A 19,274-nucleotide genomic window follows, 5' to 3' on the forward strand; every position below is an offset into this window, starting at 1 on the left:
AGGATAACGCCGGGCCGGGCGGCGATTGGTTCAGCGCGCCGGCTGTTGCAAAGCCGGCTGTTGCAAAGCCGGCTGTGCCAAGCGAGTCCCGGGCGGCGCGGCGGTGCGGGGTCAGGGGATCTCCGCGCCGCCCGGGGTCGCCTCGGGATCACTTCTTGGCGGCGGCCTTGGTTTCCGACTTCGACCACTTCTCGCAATGGCCGGTCTTGCCCTGCTTCTCGCAGGTGCGCTTTTCGTGGTGTTCGGACTTGACGGCGGTGGACTTCGCGGGCTGCGCGGCGGTGGAAGCGGCCTGCGGCGTGGCCGCGAAGGCGGAGCCGGCGACGGCGCTCAGGGCAAGGAGCAGCAGGGCGTTGCGGGTGAGCATGGCGGAACTCCTGTGGATATGGGCGATGGATGTCGCAGGACGAAGGCTGCGCCACGCGGGCTTGCGGGCCGATGGGCCGGAGATGAAACATTTTTCATCCGGCGGCGGCGGGTACACTTCCGAGGACTCGCCCCACGCAGCAATCGATGAACGACACCGTCCGCCCCGTCTTCCACGGCTTCGAGCAAATCCCCCTCCGCGAATACGCCGAACGCGCGTATCTCGACTATTCCATGTACGTCGTGCTGGACCGCGCCCTGCCCTTCCTGGGCGACGGGCTCAAGCCGGTGCAGCGCCGCATCATCTACGCGATGAGCGAGCTCGGGCTCAACGCCGGGGCCAAGCCGAAGAAATCCGCGCGCACCGTGGGCGACGTGATCGGCAAGTACCACCCGCACGGCGACTCGGCGTGTTACGAGGCGCTGGTGCTGATGGCGCAGCCGTTCTCGTACCGCTATCCGTTGATCGAAGGCCAGGGCAACTTCGGTTCGAGCGACGATCCGAAATCCTTCGCCGCCATGCGTTACACCGAATCCAAGCTCACGCCCATCGCCGAAGTGCTGCTGGGCGAACTGGGCCAGGGCACGGTCGACTGGGTGCCGAACTTCGACGGCACGCTCGACGAACCCTCGTGGATGCCGGCGCGCCTGCCGCACCTGCTGCTCAACGGCACGACGGGCATCGCCGTCGGCATGGCCACCGACGTCCCGCCGCACAATCTCAACGAAGTCGTCGCCGCGTGCATTCGCCTGCTCGAGGATCCCGACGCGACCGTGCGCGATTTGTGCGAACACATCCGCGGCCCCGATTACCCGACGACGGCCGAGATCATCACGCCGGCGAGCGATTTGCTCTCGATGTACGAAACCGGCCTGGGCAGCGTCCGTGCCCGCGGCACGTTCGTGAAGGAAGCGGCGAACATCGTCATCACCGCCCTGCCCTACCAGGTCTCTTCGTCGAAGGTGATCGAGCAGATCGCGGCGCAGATGCGCGCGAAGAAATTGCCGTGGCTGGAAGACATCCGCGACGAATCCGACCACGAGAATCCCGTGCGAGTGGTGCTCGTGCCGCGCAGCAATCGCGTGGATGCCGAGCAGTTGATGGGGCATTTGTTCGCAACGACGGACATCGAGCGCTCCTTCCGCGTCAATTTGAACGTCATCGGCGAAGACGGCCGCCCGCAGGTCAAGAACCTGAAGATGTTGCTGTCCGAGTGGCTGGTGTTCCGCACCAACACCGTCGTGCGCCGCCTGCAGCATCGCAGGGACAGGGTCGAGCGCCGCCTGCACCTGTTGGAAGGTTTGCTGGTCGCGTTCCTCAACCTGGATGAAGTCATCCGCATCATCCGCACCGAAGACGAGCCGCGCGACGCATTGATCGCGCGCTTCGCGCTCAGCGAAGACCAGGCCGACTACATCCTCGACACGCGCCTGAAGCAACTGGCGCGCCTGGAGGAGATGAAAATCCGCGGCGAACAGGACGAGCTGGCGAAGGAACTGGAGAAGATCGTCTCGACGCTCGAGAGCAAGGCCAGGCTCAAGAAGCTGGTGAAGGACGAGCTGCTGGCGGACGCGAAGAAATTCGGCGATGCGCGGCGTTCGCCGCTGGTGTCGCGTGGCGCCGCGCAGGCGCTGGACGAAACCGAACTCGTGCCGAGCGAACCGATGACGGTCGTGCTCAGCGAGAAGGGCTGGATCCGCGCGGCGAAGGGCCACGATGTCGACGCGGCGGGCTTGTCGTACCGCGAAGGCGATGGGTTGCTCGCCGCGGTACGTGGGCGTAGCACGCAGCAAGTCGCCTTCCTCGATTCGACGGGGCGCAGTTATTCCACCATCGCGCATTCGCTGCCGAGTGCCCGTGGCAACGGCGAGCCCTTGAGCGGTCGCTTCACGCTCGCATCGGGGGCGTCGTTCCAGGCGATCGCAAGCGGCGATGATGAAACGCGCTTCGTGATCGCCTCCTCGCACGGCTACGGGTTCGTCACGAAGTTCGTCAACCTCACCGGTCGACAGAAGGCCGGCAAGGCGATGCTGTCGCTCACGCCCGGCGCGAAGGTCGTGCAGCCGGCGCAGGTCGGTGCGGTCGAAAGCGATCGCGTCGTCGCGGTGACGAGCGCGGGCCATCTGCTCGCGTTCCCGGTGCGCGACCTGCCGGAGCTCGACAAGGGCAAGGGCAACAAGCTGATCGAGATTCCGAAGGCGAAGCTCGGGACCGAGCGCGTCGTCGCGGTGGCCGTGGTGCCACCGGGCGGCAAGCTATCGGTGAAGTCGGGGTCGCGTTCGATGACGCTGTCGTTCAAGGAACTCGACGAGTACGTCGGTGCGCGTGCCTCGCGCGGCGGCCTGTTGCCGCGTGGTTGGCAGAAGGTCGACGGGCTGGCGGTCGAATGAGCGAGGAGCTGCTGCAAGATCGGGAAAACTGGTTGTCGCGCTGGCGCGAGGGCCGGATCGGGTTCCACCAGGCGTCGCCTTCGCCCTTGCTCGTCGAATGTTGGGAGCGGATCGGTGCGCCGGAGGGTTCGACGGTGTTCGTGCCGCTGGCGGGGAAATCCGTCGACATGCCGTGGTTGGTCGAACATGGGCATGGTGTGTTCGGTGTCGAACTCGCGACGCTGGCGGTCGAGCAGTTCTTCTCCGAGCAGCGGTTGGACGCGGACGTCGAGCAAACGCCAAAGGGCGCGCTGTGGCGTTCCGGGCCGATCGCGGTGTTGAATGGCGATGTGTTCGCGCTCGATGCGCAGGATCTGTCTGGGTGCACGACGTTTTTCGATCGCGCCGCGATCATCGCGTTGCCGACGGGGTTGCGACAACGCTATGCGCGCGAGGTGTATGCGCAGTTGCCGCGCGGGTGCGTCGGGTTGATGGTCACGCTCGAGTTCCCGCAGCATCAAAAGCCCGGCCCGCCCTTCTCCGTGCAGGAAGCGGAAGTGCGTGAATTGTTCGAGCCCGATTGGGAGGTCGAATTGCTGGTGCGGCGCGACATCCTGGCCTACCAGGAATCGTTCCGGAAGGAAGGCGTGACGGCGTTGCACGCGGTGGCGTATCGAATGCAGCGGCGCTGAGCGCGCCGCACGACAGGGGGCGGCATGCGGCGCTGGATCATCCGGATCGCATCGGGGTTGCTCGGGCTGTTGCTGATCGCGGTGTTCGCCGCGTGGCTCGCGATGCGCGCGAGCTTGCCGTCGCTCGACGGAACGCAGTCGTTCCCAGGCCTTTCCGCGCCGGTGACGATCCAGCGCGATGCGCTCGGTGTCGTCACGATCGATGCGAGCAACGAAACCGATGCGCTGCGCGCCCTCGGCTACGTGCACGCGCAGGAACGGTTCTTCGAAATGGACCTGATGCGCCGGTCCGCGGCAGGCGAGTTGTCGGGCTTGTTCGGTGGCATCGCGCTCGGCGTCGACAAGGCGGCGCGCGTGCACCGCATGCGGGCCCGCGTGCATGAGCGCATGAACGAGATCGCCGGGGATCGACGCGCGCAACTCGATGCCTACACGCAAGGCGTGAACGCGGGCCTGGCGGCGTTGTCCGCGCGCCCCTGGGCCTATCTGGTGCTGCGCCAGCAGCCGCAACCGTGGCGCCCCGAAGACACGCCATTGGTCGGCTATGCGATGTACTTCGACCTGCAGGATGCAGGCAACAAGCGCGAGCTCGCGTTGTGGAAGTTGCGGCCGCACGTACCGCCGGCCTTGTTCGCGCTGCTCACGCACGCGGGTTCGAGTTGGGATGCGCCGCTGACCGGCCCACCGACGGGTGACGCACCCTTGCCCGGGCCCGATGCGTTGAATCTGCGCGACCTGCCGGTGCCCGCCCTGGCGGCGATCACGCCCGTGCCCGATCCGCCCGCGATCGGCAGCAACAACTTCGCCGTCAGCGGTGATGCCACGCGCGACGGCCGCGCGATCCTCGCCAACGACATGCACTTGGCGCTGCGCGTGCCGAACATCTGGTTCCGCGCGCGATTGCGCTATCTGGATGCGCGCGCCGAAGGCGGCCGCGTCGACCTCAACGGCGCCACCCTGCCCGGCCTGCCGGCGATGGTGGTCGGCAGCAACGGGCATGTCGCGTGGGGCTTCACCAACGGGTACATCGATGCGGCGGATTGGGGCCGTTTGTCGAAATGCGGCGCGGCGCGCTATCGCATCGGGGGCGGGTGCTTGCCGCTGGAGGTGCATCGCGAACGGATCGACGTTGCGGGCGGCGCGCCGGTCGAGATCGATGTCAAGGACTCCGCGTGGGGGCCGGTGCTGGCCGAAGACGAGAACGGCGACGCGCTTGCGCTGCGGTGGTCGGCGCATCTCCCGGGCTCGTTGCGCCTGGCGTTCATGGACATGGCGTATGCGCGCGATGTCGACGATGCCTTGCGTCGTGCCGATCGCGCTTCGATTCCCGCGCAGAACCTGTTGCTCGCGGACAAGCGCGACGTCGCGTGGCGCGTGATCGGGCCGCTGCCGCAACGCGCGGCCGGCTGCGATGCGCCGATGCCGGATGCAGGCGCGTGCGCGCCGTGGGGCTTGCGGCTCGACGCGTCGCCCGTCGTTGCGCGGCCGATCTCGGCGCGCTTGTGGAGCGCGAATGCCCGTGTCATCGAGGATCGCGCGGGCGCGGCGCGCTTGTACGACGGGAATTTTTGGCTCGGCGTACGCGCCTTCCGCATCAAGACCGATCTGTTCGAACGCGCGCAATTCGACGAACGCGCCTTGCTCGACATCCAGCTCGACGATCGCGCGGTGTTCCTGTATCGCTGGTGGGAACTGTTGCAGTCGCAGGCGAAGGCTGACGACACGCCTGCGCTGCATGCGCTCGCCGACGCATCGCGCACCTGGGAGGGTCGCGCGGAGCCTTCGTCGGTGAGCTTCCGCATCGCGAAGGCCTGGCGGCGCGCGGTGCACGATCGCCTCGCCGATGGGCTCACCGCGCCGGCGCAGGCCGCGCTCGGCCAGGACTTCGTGATGCCGCAGATGCCGCAGTTCGAAGGGGTTGCGTGGCCGCTGGTTTCGCAACGGCCGATGCACCTGTTGCCGCGACGCTACACGACGTGGACGGCGTTGTTCGAAGATGCAGCGACGGATGTGCGAACGGATCTGGAGCAGGAAGGCCCGCTCGCTGAACGCACGTGGGGCGAAGCCAACACCGCGCGCATCTGTCACCCGCTCGCGCGCGCCCTGTCCTTCGCGCGAAAGCTGTTGTGCATGCCGGCCGAGCCGCTGGATGGCGACGCGACCACGCCACGCGCGCAATCGCCGGACAATGGGGCATCCGAGCGCATGGTGGTGTCGCCCGGCCACGAAGCCGACGGTATTTTCCATATGCCGGGGGGACAGAGCGGCCATCCCTTGTCGCCGTATTGGGGCGCGGGGCATGAAGACTGGGTGCAAGGACGTCCGACGCCTTTCCTGCCGGGTCCGACAGAGCACACGCTGACGCTGAAATAGCGAAAGTTCGTCCGCACCAACCGGCGGAATCCAAGAAGGATGGAGGGCGCGCGCCAATACGATGCCGCGGAGTTCCCTCCCCAAAATGGAATCGAGCATGACCAAATTGAAACTGATCGCGCTGGCCCTCGCCATCGCGCCGGCCACCGCGTTTGCGGCCGATGGCCCGGGCTTCGCGTTTACCGCCGGCTACGGCAGCCTGGACGGCGGCGGCAATCCGCTTTCGGGCGTTGCGCTGGAAATGCCGGGCCCGTTCGCCACCATCGACCACGACAACAGCGACGACGTGTGGAGCCTGTCGGCCTCGTGGTTCATCAACCAACACTTCGCCATCGAGCTGTGGACCGCGCAGGGCGCCGAGCAGTCGGTGCAGATCGACTCCGAGTTCGGCCCCGACATCGCGGTCGCAAAATACTCCACCGCACCCGTCACGCTGATGGCGCAGTACCACTTCGGTGGCTTCGGCCGCATCTCCCCGTTCGTCGGTGCGGGCTGGCACTGGACCAACGTCAGCGGCATCAGCACCAACGTCGCGTACGACGAAGTCACGGGGCTCAAGGTGTCGAACGACAACGGTTTCGCCGCCGTCGCCGGCATCGACGTCGCGATTTCGCAGGGTTGGTTCGCACGCGGCGACGTGCGCTGGATGGACGCCTCGACCGACGTCTCATCGCTCGGCATGGCCAGGCAGTCGGTCAGCGCCGACAAGGTGTACTACGGCGTCTCCATCGGCTACCGCTTCTGAGGTCCCCGCGCCGGCTCGCTACGCGAGGAGCCGGCGCATCAGCGCCAGATATACATCGGGTAGCGCTTGCAAGTCGGCGAGCGACACATGCTCGTCGACCTTGTGGATGCTCGCGTTCACCGGCCCGATCTCCACGCATTGCGCACCCAGCGGCGCGATGAAGCGCGCATCCGACGTACCGCCCCCGGTGCTTTCCTCCGGCGCGAAGCCGGCGATTTCGGCGAGTGTTTCGCGGGCCGCCGCACGCAGCGGGCCTTCGGGCGTGTGGAAGGGTTCGCCGCCGCGATGCCAATGGATCGCGTAGTCGAGCGCATGCTTGCGGAGGACCGCCTCGCACTCGCTTTCCAACTGCCCGGCGCTCCAGTTCGGATTGAAGCGCAGGTTGAACAACACCTGCAGCTCGCCGGGAATGACGTTGTTCGCGCCGGTGCCGGCGTGCATGTTGCTGATCTGCAGGCTGGTCGGGGGAAAGGTTTCGAAGCCGCCGTCCCATTTGCGGGCGACGAGCTCGGCGAGCGCGGGGAGCGCCTCGTGGATCGGGTTGCGCGCCTTGTCGGGATACGCCACGTGGCCCTGGATCCCGCGCACCGTCAGCGTCGCGGACAAGGTGCCTCGGCGGCCGACGCGCAGCAGGTCGCCGAGTTGCGATTTCGACGAAGGCTCGCCCGTCACGCACCAATCGATGCGCTGCCCACGTTCGCGAAACACATCGGCGATGCGGCGCACGCCATCGACGGCATCGCCCTCCTCATCCGAGGTCACCAGCATCGCGACGGTGCCGCGGTGGTCCGGATGCGCCGAGACGAAACGCTCCAGCGCGACGACGAACGCCGCGACGCTGCCCTTCATGTCCGCCGCGCCGCGGCCGTACAACAGACCGTCGCGTTGCGTGGGCACGAACGGATCGCTCGCCCACGCTTCGCGCGGGCCCGGCGGCACGACGTCGGTGTGGCCGAGGAACACCAGCACCGGATCCGCGCTGCCGTGCGTCGCCCAGAGATTGTCGACATCGCCGAAGCGCAGCGATTCGCAGGCGAAGCCTGCGTGCGAAAGGCGCTCGGCCAGCATGGCCTGGCATCCCGCATCATCCGGCGTGACCGATGGACGCTCGATCAACGCCTTCGTCAACGCGAGCACATCGCTCACTTGCGCACTCCGAAACGCAACTTGAACCCGTTGTCGGTGAAGCCCTGCATCACCGTGCCATCGTCGGTGACGACGACGGGCCGACGCATCAACTGCGGATATTCCTTCAGCAGCAACTGCCATTCCGGGTCGCTGGCCGGCGTCTTGCGATTGGGCGGCAACTCGCGCCACGTGGTCGACGACTTGTTGATCAGCGCCTCCCAACTGCCCGCCTGCTGCGCCCAACCGGCGAGCGTGGCGGCGGACTGGCGGTTGTCGCGGTAATCGACGAACGTGTGGGCGATCCCGAATCGCTCCAACCAGTTGCGCGCCTTCTTGCAGGTATCGCAGTTGGACAGGCCGTAGAGAGTGGTCATCGCTTACCCGCGCAGGAGTTCGTTGATCGAGGTCTTGGCGCGCGTCTTCGCATCCACCTGCTTGACGATGACCGCGCAGTAGAGGGAGTGCGTGCCGTCGGCCGCGGGCAGCGAACCGGACACCACCACCGAACCCGGCGGCACGTAGCCGTAGCTGATTTCCTTCGTCGCGCGGTTGTAGATACGCGTGCTCTGTCCGAGGAAGACGCCCATGCCGATCACGCTGTGGTGGCCGACGACAACGCCTTCGACGACTTCCGAGCGCGCACCGATGAAGCAATGGTCCTCGACGATCGTCGGCGAAGCCTGCAGCGGTTCCAGCACGCCGCCGATGCCGGCGCCGCCGGAGATGTGGCAATGCTTGCCGACCTGCGCGCACGAACCCACGGTCGCCCAGGTATCGACCATCGTGCCGGCGCCGACGTGCGCACCGATGTTGACGAAACTCGGCATCAGCACGACGTCCTTGCCCAGGTACGAACCGCGCCGCACCACGGTGCCGGGCACCACGCGCACGCCAAGCTTGCGGAACTGCGATTCGCCGAAGCCCTGGAAGCGCAGCGGGACCTTGTCCCAGTACGGCGACGGCTCGCCCTCCATCAGCGTCATGTCGCGGGTGCGGAAATACAGCAGCACCGCCTTCTTCAGCCACTCGTTGACCTGCCAGCCGCCCTTGCCGTCGGGTTCGGCCACGCGAAACTCGCCGCTTTCCATGCCTTCGATCACGCGTTCGACCGACGGGCGCGTCGCCCACTCGATTTCTTCTGGCGTGAGCATCGTGCGGCGTTCCCACGCGCTGTCGATGTGGAACTTCAGCTCCTCCACGCTCAAACCCGGTGCGGGCTGCGGCGCGGCGGCCTTCTTCCTTGCAGTCTTGCGGACGGTCATCGTGGATCTCCATCGAATAGGGCCGACAGCGCCGCGCGCAGGGCATCGCGGCGTGCGTCGTCGAGCGCGTGGTCGCGCTCGTCGGTGAGTTGGAAGACGTCTTCTGCGCGTGCGCCGAAGGTCGCGATGCGGGCATCGTGCACGCGCAGGCGCTGCGCACGGAAGACTTGCGTGACATCCGCGAGAAGACCCGGCCGATCGGTGCAGACCAGGCTGAGCAGGGTCAGGCGCCCGTCGGCCGCATCGACGAACCCGATCTGCGGTGCGATGCGGAAATGTCGCAGGTGACGCGGCTGGTTGCGACGCACCGGCTTGATCGTGTCGAGATCGGCGACGGCGAGCGCGGCGGACATGCGGCGTTCGACGTCTTCGGCAGCCACCGTGCGCTGGCCTTCGGCCGGCAACACTTCGAACGTATCGAACACGCGCGCGTCCGGGCCGTCGAACAGGCGCGCCTGCATGATCGCGAGGCCGGCGCGGTCGAGCGTTGCGACGATCGCGGCGAACAGCCCATCGCGGTCGGGCGCGAGCACGAACACTTCCAGCGCACCGATGCGCGCGGCGCCCTGCGCGTTCAACGTCCGCGCACTGACGCGCACGCCATCGGCCTTCGCACCGCGCACGACGGTGGCCTGCCACGCGATCTGGTCGGGCCGCGCGCGCAGGAAGGTTTCGTCGGGCATCTGCGCGAACAGGCGTTGCGCTTCGTCGGCTTCGATGCCGAATGCGGCAAGCAGCGCCTGCGCGGAGGCGCGCGCTTCGGCGATGCGATCGGCCGCGGCGACCGGGTGTTCGAGGCCGCGTCGCAATGCCAGGCGCGTCGCCGTGTACAGGTCGGCGAGCAGGCGGTCCTTCCATGCGTTCCACAACTTCGGCGAGGTGCCGGCGATGTCGGCGCAAGTCAGCAGGTACAGCAGATCCAGGCGTTCGCGATCGGCGACCTCGTGCGCGAAGCGATGGATGACCTCCGGATCGGAGATGTCCTGCTTCTGTGCGGTCACGGACATCAGCAGGTGCTTGCGCACGAGCCAGGCGATCAGTTCGGTGTCGGCCTCGCTCAGGCCGTGCGCGACGCCGAATGCGCGCGCATCGACCGCGCCGAGTTCGGAGTGGTCGCCGCCCCGCCCCTTCGCGATGTCGTGGAAGAGCCCGGCGAGCAACAACAACTCCGGCTTGCGCAACCGCGGGTGGATTTCGTGCGCGATCGAAAAGCGCTCGTCCTGCGTGCCCGCGGCGAAACCGGCGATGTTGCGCAGCACCGCGAGCGTGTGCTGGTCGACGGTGAAGACATGGAACAGGTCGAACTGCATGCGCCCGGACACCTGCGCGAACGCGGGCAGCCAACGCGCGAGGACGCCGAGGCGTGCGAGCCGCGCGACGGTGTCGACCGCCTGCGGGCCACGCAGTAGCGCAAGGAATTGCGCGCGCAAGGCCGGCGTCGCGTCGGTGTATGCGGGAATCGTGGGCAGCGCTTCGGCGAGTGCGCGTGCGGTTTGCGAGTGCAGGCCGCGGATGTGCGGTTGCGCCGCCCAGATCGCGAACAACGCGAAGATCGCAGCGGTGTCGCCATCGGGCCACTGCGGGTCGCGCGCCGCGAGATAACCGCGGCGCATTTCGAACGCCGCATCGATCGGCTCGGGCGCGACTTCGCCTTCGAGCTGTTCTTCGAAACGTTGCAGCAACCGATCGTTGATGCGCAACACGATGGATGCGCTGCGATAGAAGCCCTGCATCATCTGTTCGACCGCAAGCGTGCCGTCGGCATCCACGTGCCCGAGGCGCGCGGCAAGCGATTTCTGATGATCGAAGCGCAGGCGTTCCTCGCGGCGATTGGCGACCAGGTGCAGGCCGTAGCGCAGGCGTGCGAGTGCGCGGCGTTCGCGTTCGAGCGTGGCGTATTCGTCGGCGCCGAGCTGGCCGAGCGCGATCATGCCCTGCGCGTCGCGCTGGCCGAGCACGCGCAGCGCCATCCAGCGGAGCGTCTGGATATCGCGCAGGCCGCCCGGGCCTTCCTTGAGGTTGGGTTCCAGGTTGTCCGAGGTGTCGCCGAAGCGCGCCTGGCGCACGCGTTGTTCTTCGCGCTTGGCGCGGAAGTAGTCGCGCGCCGGCCAGACATGGCGCGTGTCGATCGCGTGCAGCAGCGCGCGCAGATCGTGTTCGTCGGCGACCAGCGGGCGTGCTTCGGACAACGCGGTCAGCACGGTGATGTCTTCGCGCGCGGCGCTGGTGCATTCGTTGTGCGACCGCACGGCGTGCCCGGTCGGCAGGCCGGCATCCCAGAGCAGCGCGAAGAAGCGCGCGAGCGCGTCGTGTTGCGCGGCCTGTGCGTCGGGTTCGGCCAACACGAGCAGGTCGATGTCCGATTGCGGGTACAACTCGCCGCGGCCGTAACCGCCGACGGCGAACAATGCGAGCTTTGCGTCATCGGTGATGCACTGCGCCCATGCGTCGCGCACGATCGCATCGACCGCCATCGCGCGGTCGCGCAGCAGCGTGTCGATGTCTTCGTTACGGTCGAAGCGCGCGGCCAGCGCCGCATCGGCATCCACCAGGCGCGCACGCGCTTGCGTGGCCCATGCGGCGGGTTCGCCCGGCGGCGGCGCCGCCGGCCTGGAGGCGGCGGCGTGATCGGTCACAGGTCGTTGTCGTCCCCGGGGACGCGGGTGAGGATCTCGACGCCGTCGTCGGTCACCACCACCGTGTGTTCCCACTGCGCGGAAAGTTTGCGGTCCTTGGTGACCACGGTCCAACCGTCGGGGAGCAGCTTGGTGTGGCGCGCGCCTTCGTTGATCATCGGTTCGATCGTGAAGGTCATGCCCGGCTTGAGGACCATGCCCTCGCCGGGGCGGCCGTAATGCAGCACCTGCGGATCTTCGTGATAGATCCTGCCGATGCCGTGCCCGCAGTACTCGCGCACCACGCTGAAGCGTTCGCCCTCGGCGTACTGCTGGATCGCGTTGCCGATGTCGCCGAGCGTGGCGCCCGGTTTCACGGTGCGGATGCCACGGAACATGGCCTCGCGCGTGGTGTCGACCAGCCGCTTGGCCATCACCGAGGGCGCGCCCACGTAATACATGCGCGAGGTGTCGCCGTGCCAGCCGTCCTTGATGACGGTGACGTCGATGTTGAGGATGTCGCCGTCCTTCAGGACCTTGGCTTCGCTGGGGATGCCGTGGCAGATGACGTTGTTGACCGACGTGCAGACGGTCGCGGGGAAGCCGCGGTAACCGACGTTGGCCGGGATGGCCTGCTGCACGTTCACGATGTGGTCGTGGCAGATGCGGTCGAGTTCGGCGGTGGTCACGCCCGGCTTCACGTGCGGGGCGACGACTTGGAGCACTTCGGCGGCCAGGCGGCCGGCGACGCGCATCTTCTCGATGTCCTCGGGGGACTTGATGGTGATCGACATGGGGGGATTATCGCCTCCCGGCGGCCCTCACGACCATCACGCCCCCGTCCCGGAGCGTTCCACGGCTTGCCCGCAAGTGGCTGGAACCGCTAGAATTCCGCTCCTTCCCCGGGCACCTGCCCACGGAAGCCGCCCACGAGGGGCGTCACCCTCGAATCCACACCTGCCGCAACAGCCCGCCCCGGGGTGCCTCGCAAGAGGTTCGGAGGCGGAAGCGACAGGGAGGCCCAACCCCGGAACCCAACGTCCGCCCCAACCCATGGGCGGCAGGTTCCACTGTCAGGAGTTACAGCAATGTCCCAGGTCACCATGCGCCAGATGCTGGAAGCCGGCGTCCACTTCGGCCACCAGACGCGCTACTGGAATCCCAAGATGGGCCCGTACATCTTCGGCGCCCGCGGCAAGATCCACATCATCAACCTCGAGAAGACGATGCCGCTCTTCTCCGACGCGATGAACTTCATCTCGGCGATCGCGCAGAAGCGCGGCACCATCCTGTTCGTCGGCACCAAGCGCTCGGCGCGCGAAGCGATCAAGGAAGAAGCCTCGCGTTGCAGCATGCCGTACATGACGCAGCGCTGGCTGGGCGGCACGCTCACCAACTTCCGCACGGTCAAGCAGTCGGTCCAGCGCCTGAAGGAACTGGAAGCCGGCGAAACCGACGGCTCGTTCCAGAAGCTGGTCAAGCACGAAGTGCTCGGCCTGCGCCGTGAGCGCGACAAGCTCGAAGCCTCGCTCGGCGGCATCAAGGACATGAACCGCCTGCCCGACGCGCTGTTCGTGATCGACATCGGCCACGAAGACATCGCCGTGAAGGAAGCCAAGAAGCTCGGCATCCCGGTCATCGCGGTGGTCGATACCAACTACGACCCGGCCCTGGTCGACTACGCGATCCCGGGCAACGACGACGCCATCCGCGCCGTGCAGCTGTACGCCCGCGCCGCCGCCGACGCCGTGCTCGAAGGCAAGGCTGCCGCGCCGTCGGCCGCCAACGTCCGCGAAGAAGACTTCGCCGAAGCCGCCGGTGCCGAAGGCGACGACAAGAAGGGCCCGCGCCGCGCCCCGGCCAAGAAGCCCGCCCCCCGCAAGCCGGCCGCCAAGGCCGAGTAAGCGTCGGCTGTCACGCAGCCGCGCGACCATGCGCGGCTGCGATTCATTTCGTCTAGAGGAACCCCCATGGCTGAAATCACCGCTTCCCTGGTCAAGGAACTGCGCGAGCGCACCGGCGCCGGCATGATGGAGTGCAAGAAGGCACTCACCGAAAACAACGGCGACATCGATGCCTCGGCCGAGTGGCTGCGCAAGTCCGGCCTGGCCAAGGCCGACAAGAAGGCCGGCCGCGTGGCCGCCGAAGGCCGCATCTCGGTCGCCCAGTCGGGCAGCAAGGCCGTGCTGGTCGAGATCAACTCCGAAACCGACTTCGTGGCGAAGGACGGCAACTTCATCAACTTCGCCGACGCCGTCGCGCAGACCGCGCTGACCTCCGGCGCCGCCGATGTCGAAGCGCTCAAGACCGCGAAGATGCCTTCGGGCGACACGGTCGAGGAAACGCGCGCCGCCATCATCTCGAAGGTCGGCGAGAACGTGCAGGTCCGTCGCCTCGTGCGCATCGACACCGCCAACAACGTCGCGGCTTACGTGCACACCGGCAACAAGATCGGCGTGCTGGTCGAGCTCAAGGGCGGCGACGCCGACCTCGCGCGCGGCATCGCGATGCACATCGCCGCGCTGAACCCGCCGTACAACAAGGCCGCCGACGTGCCGGCCGATTTCGTGGCGAAGGAAAAGGAAATCGAACTGGCCAAGATGTCCGACAAGGACAAGCAGAAGCCGGCCGAAATCCTCGAGAAGATCATCAGCGGCAAGATCGCGAAGATCGTCAACGAAGTGACGCTGTACGGCCAGCCCTACGCGCTGGACCAGGACAAGACGGTCGAAGCCGCGGCGAAGGCCGCCGGCGCCGATGTCGTCGGCTTCCAGCGCCTCGCCGTCGGCGAAGGCATCGAGAAGGTGAAGGAAGACTACGCAGCCGAAGTGGCCAAGGCCATGCAGGTCTGATCCATCGCGACATGCGAGCAACGAAAAACCCGCGGACAACCGCGGGTTTTTTGTTGCCTGTCGCGGTGGGGGCACCGTGTCGGGGAATCAATCCGGCAACGAGATAGTGCCTGCAAGATGTTGCGCCACTGTCGCGATGCGACGCAGGTGTCGCGATTCCGGATGCGTGAGCAACCACAATTGTGTTTCCGCATCGGTGAGGGGATCGGTGAGTGCAACCAGATCCGTTCGATCGCGCGCGAGGAACAACGGAAGCACACCGACGCCAAGCCCCGCTGCAATCCCTTCGGCGACCGACAGGATGCTGTTGACCTGCACGCGCGGGACGACGCCCGGGAAGTGTCGTTTGCGCCACAACACACCCTGGTGTTGCGGCAGCGCTTCGTCGGGCGCGATCCACGGGCTGGTTGCCGGATCCGGCTTTTTCCCGCGCGTGCGTGCGCCGTAGATCGCGACGCGGATCGTGCCCAGGTGTTTGCCGACCACGTGGTCGGGCGGGCGCGAGGTCGCGCGCAGGGCGATGTCGGCGTCGCGCTTGGTCAGGCTCGCCAGTTCGTGGCTTGCGGTGATTTCGAACGACAGCAACGGGTGCGTTTGGGACAGGTCGCGCAACGCGGGCAACACGAGCCCGTGCAACAAGGTATCCGTCGTGCTGATGCGCACGGTGCCCGACACCGCCTGCCCTGGCGCCTGCGCGACGCCGCGCGCCGTATCGAGTTCGGTTTCGATGCGCTCGGCATGGCGCGCGAGTTGCGCGCCCAGCTCGCTCGGACGATAGCCGGCGCGCGTGCGTTCGAACAGGCGCTGCTGCAGTCCCTTCTCCACGCGTTGCAGCGCGCGGAACACCGTGGAGGCGTCGACGCCGAGCAATTCGCCGGCCGCCGCGAGCGTGCCACGACGCGCGAGCGCAAGGACGACGCGCAGGTCCGCGGGCCCGAGTTCGTATTGCACGGATGCAACGGCCATTTGTGATTCCACATATTCCGTTTGCGCTGCCGCAATCCTAAAGTCCGGCCTGCGTTCCCCGCAACCGGAGATTCCCGTGAACACCCGCCCTTACGCCCCCCTGCTGCTCCGCCTCGCGCTGGCCGCGATGTGGCTCTCCCACGCACTGCTCAAGATCTTCGTCTTCACCCTGCCCGGCACGGCCGCTTTCTTCGAATCCAAGGGCATCCCGGGCGTGTTGGCCTACCCGGTCGTCGCCGCCGAGATCGCCGGCGGCCTCGCGATCCTCTCGGGCCTCTATGCAAGGCAGGTCGCGTTGCTGCTCGTGCCGATCCTGGCCGTCGCGCTCTGGACGCACGTGCCGAACGGCTGGGTGTTCACCGCGACCGGCGGCGGTTGGGAATACCCGCTGTTCCTGATCGTGGTATCGATCGCGCTGTGGCTCTCCGGCGATGGCGACTACGCGTTGCGCCGCAGCCCTGCCTTCACCCTGGAAGGGCGTCCATGAACGCGCCACGTCGCGCGGACACGGTGTCCGCCTGGGAAGTCGAACGCGGCGGAGGCATCGAACGCCTGCGCCACACCACGCGCACGCTACCCGCGCTCGGGCCGCGCGACGTGCGCCTTCGCATCCACGCCGCGTCGCTCAATGCACGCGATCTCGACGTCGCATCTTCGGGCGAAGGACGCGTCGTTCCCGCGTCCGATGGCGCGGGCGTGATCGAAGCGATCGGTCGCGACGTCACGCAGTGGCGCGTCGGTGATCGCGTCGCGGCGTCGTTCTATCCGCGATGGATCGACGGACCGCCCACCGCCGATGCCACCGCCGGGAGTCTCGGCGGCATGGTCGACGGCGTGCTCGTCGAAGCGATCGTGGCGCACGAAGATGCGGTGTTCGCGATTCCGGCGCACCTGGATTTCGTCGAAGCCGCGACCCTCCCCTGCGCGGCACTGACTGCGTGGCACGCCCTGTTCGAAACGACGACGCTGCGCCCCGGCGACACGGTGTTGCTGCTCGGCACCGGCGGCGTTTCGACGTGGGCGCTCGCGCTTGCGAAGGCAGCCGGCCTGCGCACCATCGTGACCACGTCCGATGAAGGCAAGCGTGCAGTGGTGCGCACGCTCGCAGATGCCACCATCAATTACCGCACGCATCCGGACTGGTCCGGGGAAGTGTTGCGACTTACGGACGGTCGCGGCGCCGACCTCGTCGTCGAAATCGGCGGCGAGAAGACACTCGGGCAATCGATCGCGTCGGTGCGTCCCGGCGGCACGGTGGCGATGGTCGGCGGCGCGAGTGGCGGCTTCGGCGGGTGGATCGAACCCTTCGCCCTCATCGGCGGCATGAAGCGGCTGGCCGGCGTGCTGGTGGGCAGCCGCGCGATGGCGCAACGCCTCGTCGCATTCGTCGCGCAACGCGGCCTGCGGCCGCTGGTGGATCGCGTGTTCGCCTTCGACGACGTCCCGGCCGCATTCGCGCACCTGGCCTCCGGCAGGCACCTGGGCAAGGTGGTGGTGCGGATCGACTGAGGGCCGGTCGGGCATCGCCTGGGCCGGCATCGGCCAGACCGGCATCGGCTAGAATCGCCGGGCATTTTCCCTTGCCCCCCGAGGAGTCGCCGATGTCCCAGCTCGCCTGTCGCCGTGTCCTGCTGAAGCTGTCCGGCGAAGCGTTGATGGGCGACGAGGACTACGGCATCGATCCCAAGGTCATCGGCCGCCTGGCCGATGAAGTGATGGAAGCCCGCGAAGCCGGCGCCGAGATCGCACTGGTGCTCGGCGGCGGCAACATCTTCCGCGGCGCGGGCCTGGCCGCCGGTGGGATGGACCGCGTGACGGGCGACCAGATGGGCATGCTCGCCACCGTGATCAATGCGCTGGCGATGCAGGACGCGCTCGAAAAGCGCGGTGGCCGCGCGCGCGTGATGAGCGCGATCAAGATCAACGACGTGTGCGAGGACTACATCCGACGCCGCGCCATCCGGCACCTGGAGAAGGGCCGCATCACCATCTTCGCCGCGGGCGTGGGCGCGCCGTTCTTCACCACCGACTCGGGCGCCGCGCTGCGTGCGATCGAAATCGGCGCGGATCTCCTGCTCAAGGCCACGAAGGTCGACGGCGTGTACGACAAGGATCCGAAGAAGCACCGCGACGCCGTGCGTTTCGACTCGCTGACGTACGACGAAGTCATTTCGCGCGACCTGCAGGTGATGGACACCGCCGCCTTCGCGCTGGCGCGCGACAGCGACCTGCCGCTGCGCATTTTCGACATGTCGCAACCGGGCGTGCTGTTGAAGATCCTGCGCGGCGAGAACATCGGCACGCTCGTCCGCGGCCGCGGCTGAGGCCGGCATGGGCGCCGGGCACTCGCACGACGCGCACGACCACCATCACGGGGATGCCGGCATCCGCGCCTTCGCGTGGGTGACGTTGCTCAACCTCGCCTACACGGTGCTCGAAGCCGCTTACGGATTCGCGACCAATTCGCTCGCGCTGCTCTCCGATGCCTTGCACAACTTCGGCGACGTGCTGGGCCTCGGCCTGGCCTGGGGCGCGGCGGTGCTCGCCAAGCGCAAGCCTACCGAACGCCATACCTACGGATGGCGTCGCGCGACGCTGCTCTCGCCGCTCGCCAACGCCGTCGTGCTCGCCGGGTTCGCCGGTGCGCTGGCGTGGGAGGCGGTGCGTCGTTTCGTCGCGCCGCCCGCAGTGCCGGGCACGACGGTGATGGTGGTCGCGGCCATCGGCATCGCCGTCAACCTCGGCGCTGCGTGGTTCATGCACGGCGGGCACGACGACCTCAACCGGCGAGGTGCCTTCCTGCATCTGATCGCCGATGCCGCGGTGTCGCTCGCGGCCGTGCTTGCGGGCGCGGGCATGCTGGCCTTCGGCTGGCGCTGGCTCGATCCGCTGACGGCGTTGCTGGTCGGCGCGGTGGTCGCCTTCAGCGCATTCGGCCTGTTGCGCGACAGCTTCAACGCAGCGATGGACGCCGTGCCGCGCCAGATCGACCAGGCGCAGGTCCGCGCCTTCCTCGCCTCCTGCCCCGGCGTGACCGCGGTACACCACATGCACATCTGGTCGCTGGGCGCGGGCGAAGTGGCCATGACCGCGCACCTGGTCCGTGCCAACGCCGACGACCACGACGTCTTCATCGACGCCCTCTCCCACGACCTGGATGAACGCTTCGGGATCAACCATCCGACGCTGCAGATCGAATTCGGCACCGGCTGCCACGACGAACACGATAAAGCGCCGCATTACTGACTCGGTCGGGGCCCCATCCCCGTCGCCAGGGGCCTTCGGCCGCTTCCGCCCCTTATAATCCCGGGCTGATCGAAAGGACCCGGAGCCCGCGATGCTCAGCGACATCAAGAAAGACGCCACCGCCCGCATGCAGAAGAGCGTGGATGCGTTCCGCCAGGAACTCACCAAGCTGCGCACCGGTCGCGCCACTTCCGCGCTCGTCGACCACCTGAAGGTCAATTACTACGGCTCGGAGATGCCGCTGAGCCAGGTCGCCACCGTCGCCGTCGCCGACGCGCGCACGCTGACCATCACGCCGTGGGAAAAGCCCATGGTCGCGGTCGTCGAAAAGGCGATCTTCGCCTCCGACCTGGGCCTGACCCCCAACACGGCGGGCACCGTCATCCGCATCAACCTGCCGCCGCTCACCGAAGAGCGCCGCAAGGAACTGTCCAAGCACGTCCATGCCGGCGGCGAGGACGCGAAGATCGCGATCCGCAACATCCGCCGCGATGCCAACCACCAGATCAAGGAACTGCTGAAGGACAAGCAGATCACCGAAGACGAAGAGCGCAGCAGCGAGACCGAGATCCAGAAGCTCACCGACAAGGCGATCAAGGATGTCGACGAGGTGGTCAAGGCCAAGGAACAGGAACTGATGGCGGTCTGACGTCGCTTCG

General features: G+C 67.4%; 18 protein-coding genes. 11 read left to right on the forward strand and 7 right to left on the reverse strand.

All coding sequences use genetic code 11. The annotated features are described in order from the left end of the window. Nucleotides 1-148: 148 nt before the first annotated feature. Entirely contained in the window at nucleotides 149-367 is a 219-nt protein-coding gene (locus tag ACXJJ8_RS00385) for a hypothetical protein (protein WP_499026166.1), read from the reverse strand. A 146-nt stretch (nucleotides 368-513) separates the two neighbouring features. On the opposite strand from ACXJJ8_RS00385, the gene parC reads away from it, so the two are divergent. The 4 genes from parC (at nucleotide 514) to ACXJJ8_RS00405 (ending at nucleotide 6,546) form a co-directional block, all read left to right on the forward strand. Next, nucleotides 514-2,757, forward strand: a complete 2,244-nt coding sequence (gene parC, locus ACXJJ8_RS00390; protein ID WP_499026168.1) for a DNA topoisomerase IV subunit A — start codon at nucleotides 514-516, stop codon at nucleotides 2,755-2,757. Beyond that, on the forward strand, nucleotides 2,754-3,428 hold the full coding sequence (locus ACXJJ8_RS00395; protein ID WP_499026169.1) for a thiopurine S-methyltransferase: 675 nt from the start codon (nucleotides 2,754-2,756) through the stop codon (nucleotides 3,426-3,428). The genes parC and ACXJJ8_RS00395 overlap by 4 nt, the downstream gene beginning before the upstream one ends. Before the next feature lie 24 nt (nucleotides 3,429-3,452). Beyond that, complete coding sequence (locus ACXJJ8_RS00400) at nucleotides 3,453-5,801, forward strand: penicillin acylase family protein (protein WP_499026171.1); 2,349 nt, start codon at nucleotides 3,453-3,455, stop codon at nucleotides 5,799-5,801. Nucleotides 5,802-5,898: 97 nt separating this feature from the next. Beyond that, complete coding sequence (locus ACXJJ8_RS00405) at nucleotides 5,899-6,546, forward strand: OmpW/AlkL family protein (protein ID WP_499026173.1); 648 nt, start codon at nucleotides 5,899-5,901, stop codon at nucleotides 6,544-6,546. Between the two features lie 18 nt (nucleotides 6,547-6,564). Here ACXJJ8_RS00405 and dapE read toward each other — a convergent pair whose 3' ends face one another. From dapE to map, 5 genes are read right to left on the reverse strand one after another with little or no spacing between them, the layout of a single operon-like run. Further along, nucleotides 6,565-7,692: a succinyl-diaminopimelate desuccinylase gene (gene dapE / locus ACXJJ8_RS00410; RefSeq protein ID WP_499026175.1), complete on the reverse strand. Its 1,128-nt coding sequence runs from the start codon at nucleotides 7,690-7,692 to the stop codon at nucleotides 6,565-6,567. Continuing rightward, nucleotides 7,689-8,048, reverse strand: coding sequence for a Spx/MgsR family RNA polymerase-binding regulatory protein (locus tag ACXJJ8_RS00415; RefSeq protein ID WP_499026177.1), 360 nt, complete (start codon nucleotides 8,046-8,048; stop codon nucleotides 7,689-7,691). Before ACXJJ8_RS00415 ends, dapE begins: the two co-directional genes overlap by 4 nt. 3 nt (nucleotides 8,049-8,051) lie before the next feature. Further along, nucleotides 8,052-8,936, reverse strand: a complete 885-nt coding sequence (dapD, locus tag ACXJJ8_RS00420) for a 2,3,4,5-tetrahydropyridine-2,6-dicarboxylate N-succinyltransferase (protein ID WP_499026178.1) — start codon at nucleotides 8,934-8,936, stop codon at nucleotides 8,052-8,054. After that, nucleotides 8,933-11,572 carry a [protein-PII] uridylyltransferase gene (gene glnD / locus ACXJJ8_RS00425; RefSeq protein ID WP_499026179.1) on the reverse strand — a complete coding sequence of 880 codons (2,640 nt, stop codon included), beginning with the start codon at nucleotides 11,570-11,572 and terminating at the stop codon, nucleotides 8,933-8,935. Before glnD ends, dapD begins: the two co-directional genes overlap by 4 nt. Next, nucleotides 11,569-12,345, reverse strand: a complete 777-nt coding sequence (map, locus tag ACXJJ8_RS00430) for a type I methionyl aminopeptidase (RefSeq protein ID WP_499026180.1) — start codon at nucleotides 12,343-12,345, stop codon at nucleotides 11,569-11,571. Before map ends, glnD begins: the two co-directional genes overlap by 4 nt. Nucleotides 12,346-12,639: 294 nt before the next feature. Here map and rpsB point away from each other — a divergent pair, with 294 nt between their 5' ends. Both rpsB and tsf read left to right on the forward strand, forming a co-directional pair. After that, entirely contained in the window at nucleotides 12,640-13,455 is an 816-nt protein-coding gene (gene rpsB, locus ACXJJ8_RS00435) for a 30S ribosomal protein S2 (RefSeq protein WP_499026181.1), read from the forward strand. Between the two features lie 66 nt (nucleotides 13,456-13,521). Further along, nucleotides 13,522-14,403: a translation elongation factor Ts gene (gene tsf, locus ACXJJ8_RS00440; RefSeq protein ID WP_499026182.1), complete on the forward strand. Its 882-nt coding sequence runs from the start codon at nucleotides 13,522-13,524 to the stop codon at nucleotides 14,401-14,403. A gap of 87 nt (nucleotides 14,404-14,490) precedes the next feature. Here tsf and ACXJJ8_RS00445 read toward each other — a convergent pair whose 3' ends face one another. Next, on the reverse strand, nucleotides 14,491-15,369 hold the full coding sequence (locus ACXJJ8_RS00445; protein ID WP_499026183.1) for a LysR family transcriptional regulator: 879 nt from the start codon (nucleotides 15,367-15,369) through the stop codon (nucleotides 14,491-14,493). A gap of 76 nt (nucleotides 15,370-15,445) precedes the next feature. Here ACXJJ8_RS00445 and ACXJJ8_RS00450 point away from each other — a divergent pair, with 76 nt between their 5' ends. The 5 genes from ACXJJ8_RS00450 to frr all read left to right on the forward strand — a co-directional run bounded on the left by ACXJJ8_RS00450 (nucleotide 15,446) and on the right by frr (nucleotide 19,264). After that, nucleotides 15,446-15,856, forward strand: coding sequence for a DoxX family protein (locus tag ACXJJ8_RS00450; RefSeq protein ID WP_499026184.1), 411 nt, complete (start codon nucleotides 15,446-15,448; stop codon nucleotides 15,854-15,856). Continuing rightward, the gene (locus ACXJJ8_RS00455; protein ID WP_499026185.1) at nucleotides 15,853-16,878 is read left to right on the forward strand and encodes a zinc-dependent alcohol dehydrogenase family protein; all 1,026 of its coding nucleotides are present in this window, start codon (nucleotides 15,853-15,855) and stop codon (nucleotides 16,876-16,878) included. Before ACXJJ8_RS00450 ends, ACXJJ8_RS00455 begins: the two co-directional genes overlap by 4 nt. 92 nt (nucleotides 16,879-16,970) lie before the next feature. Further along, complete coding sequence (pyrH, locus tag ACXJJ8_RS00460; RefSeq protein ID WP_499026186.1) at nucleotides 16,971-17,693, forward strand: UMP kinase; 723 nt, start codon at nucleotides 16,971-16,973, stop codon at nucleotides 17,691-17,693. 7 nt (nucleotides 17,694-17,700) lie between these two features. Further along, a complete protein-coding gene (locus tag ACXJJ8_RS00465; RefSeq protein ID WP_499026187.1) occupies nucleotides 17,701-18,615 on the forward strand; it encodes a cation diffusion facilitator family transporter in 915 nt (304 codons plus the stop codon). Between the two features lie 91 nt (nucleotides 18,616-18,706). Beyond that, entirely contained in the window at nucleotides 18,707-19,264 is a 558-nt protein-coding gene (frr, locus tag ACXJJ8_RS00470) for a ribosome recycling factor (protein WP_499026188.1), read from the forward strand. The last annotated feature ends 10 nt before the right edge of the window (nucleotides 19,265-19,274 follow it).

The sequence above is a fragment of the Lysobacter sp. P5_C4 genome (genome assembly GCF_054049695.1).

Bases quoted from the DNA above. Each gene is read 5' to 3' on its own strand.
- ACXJJ8_RS00465 (WP_499026187.1), top strand. From the start codon at position 17,701: ATGGGCGCCGGGCACTCGCACGACGCGCACGACCACCATCACGGGGAT.
- frr (WP_499026188.1), top strand. From the start codon at position 18,707: ATGCTCAGCGACATCAAGAAAGACGCCACCGCCCGCATGCAGAAGAGC.
- ACXJJ8_RS00395 (WP_499026169.1), top strand. From the start codon at position 2,754: ATGAGCGAGGAGCTGCTGCAAGATCGGGAAAACTGGTTGTCGCGCTGG.
- ACXJJ8_RS00405 (WP_499026173.1), top strand. From the start codon at position 5,899: ATGACCAAATTGAAACTGATCGCGCTGGCCCTCGCCATCGCGCCGGCC.
- ACXJJ8_RS00415 (WP_499026177.1), bottom strand. From the start codon at position 8,048: ATGACCACTCTCTACGGCCTGTCCAACTGCGATACCTGCAAGAAGGCG.
- ACXJJ8_RS00385 (WP_499026166.1), bottom strand. From the start codon at position 367: ATGCTCACCCGCAACGCCCTGCTGCTCCTTGCCCTGAGCGCCGTCGCC.
- dapD (WP_499026178.1), bottom strand. From the start codon at position 8,936: ATGACCGTCCGCAAGACTGCAAGGAAGAAGGCCGCCGCGCCGCAGCCC.
- rpsB (WP_499026181.1), top strand. From the start codon at position 12,640: ATGTCCCAGGTCACCATGCGCCAGATGCTGGAAGCCGGCGTCCACTTC.
- ACXJJ8_RS00455 (WP_499026185.1), top strand. From the start codon at position 15,853: ATGAACGCGCCACGTCGCGCGGACACGGTGTCCGCCTGGGAAGTCGAA.
- pyrH (WP_499026186.1), top strand. From the start codon at position 16,971: ATGTCCCAGCTCGCCTGTCGCCGTGTCCTGCTGAAGCTGTCCGGCGAA.
- parC (WP_499026168.1), top strand. From the start codon at position 514: ATGAACGACACCGTCCGCCCCGTCTTCCACGGCTTCGAGCAAATCCCC.
- ACXJJ8_RS00445 (WP_499026183.1), bottom strand. From the start codon at position 15,369: ATGGCCGTTGCATCCGTGCAATACGAACTCGGGCCCGCGGACCTGCGC.
- map (WP_499026180.1), bottom strand. From the start codon at position 12,345: ATGTCGATCACCATCAAGTCCCCCGAGGACATCGAGAAGATGCGCGTC.
- ACXJJ8_RS00400 (WP_499026171.1), top strand. From the start codon at position 3,453: ATGCGGCGCTGGATCATCCGGATCGCATCGGGGTTGCTCGGGCTGTTG.
- tsf (WP_499026182.1), top strand. From the start codon at position 13,522: ATGGCTGAAATCACCGCTTCCCTGGTCAAGGAACTGCGCGAGCGCACC.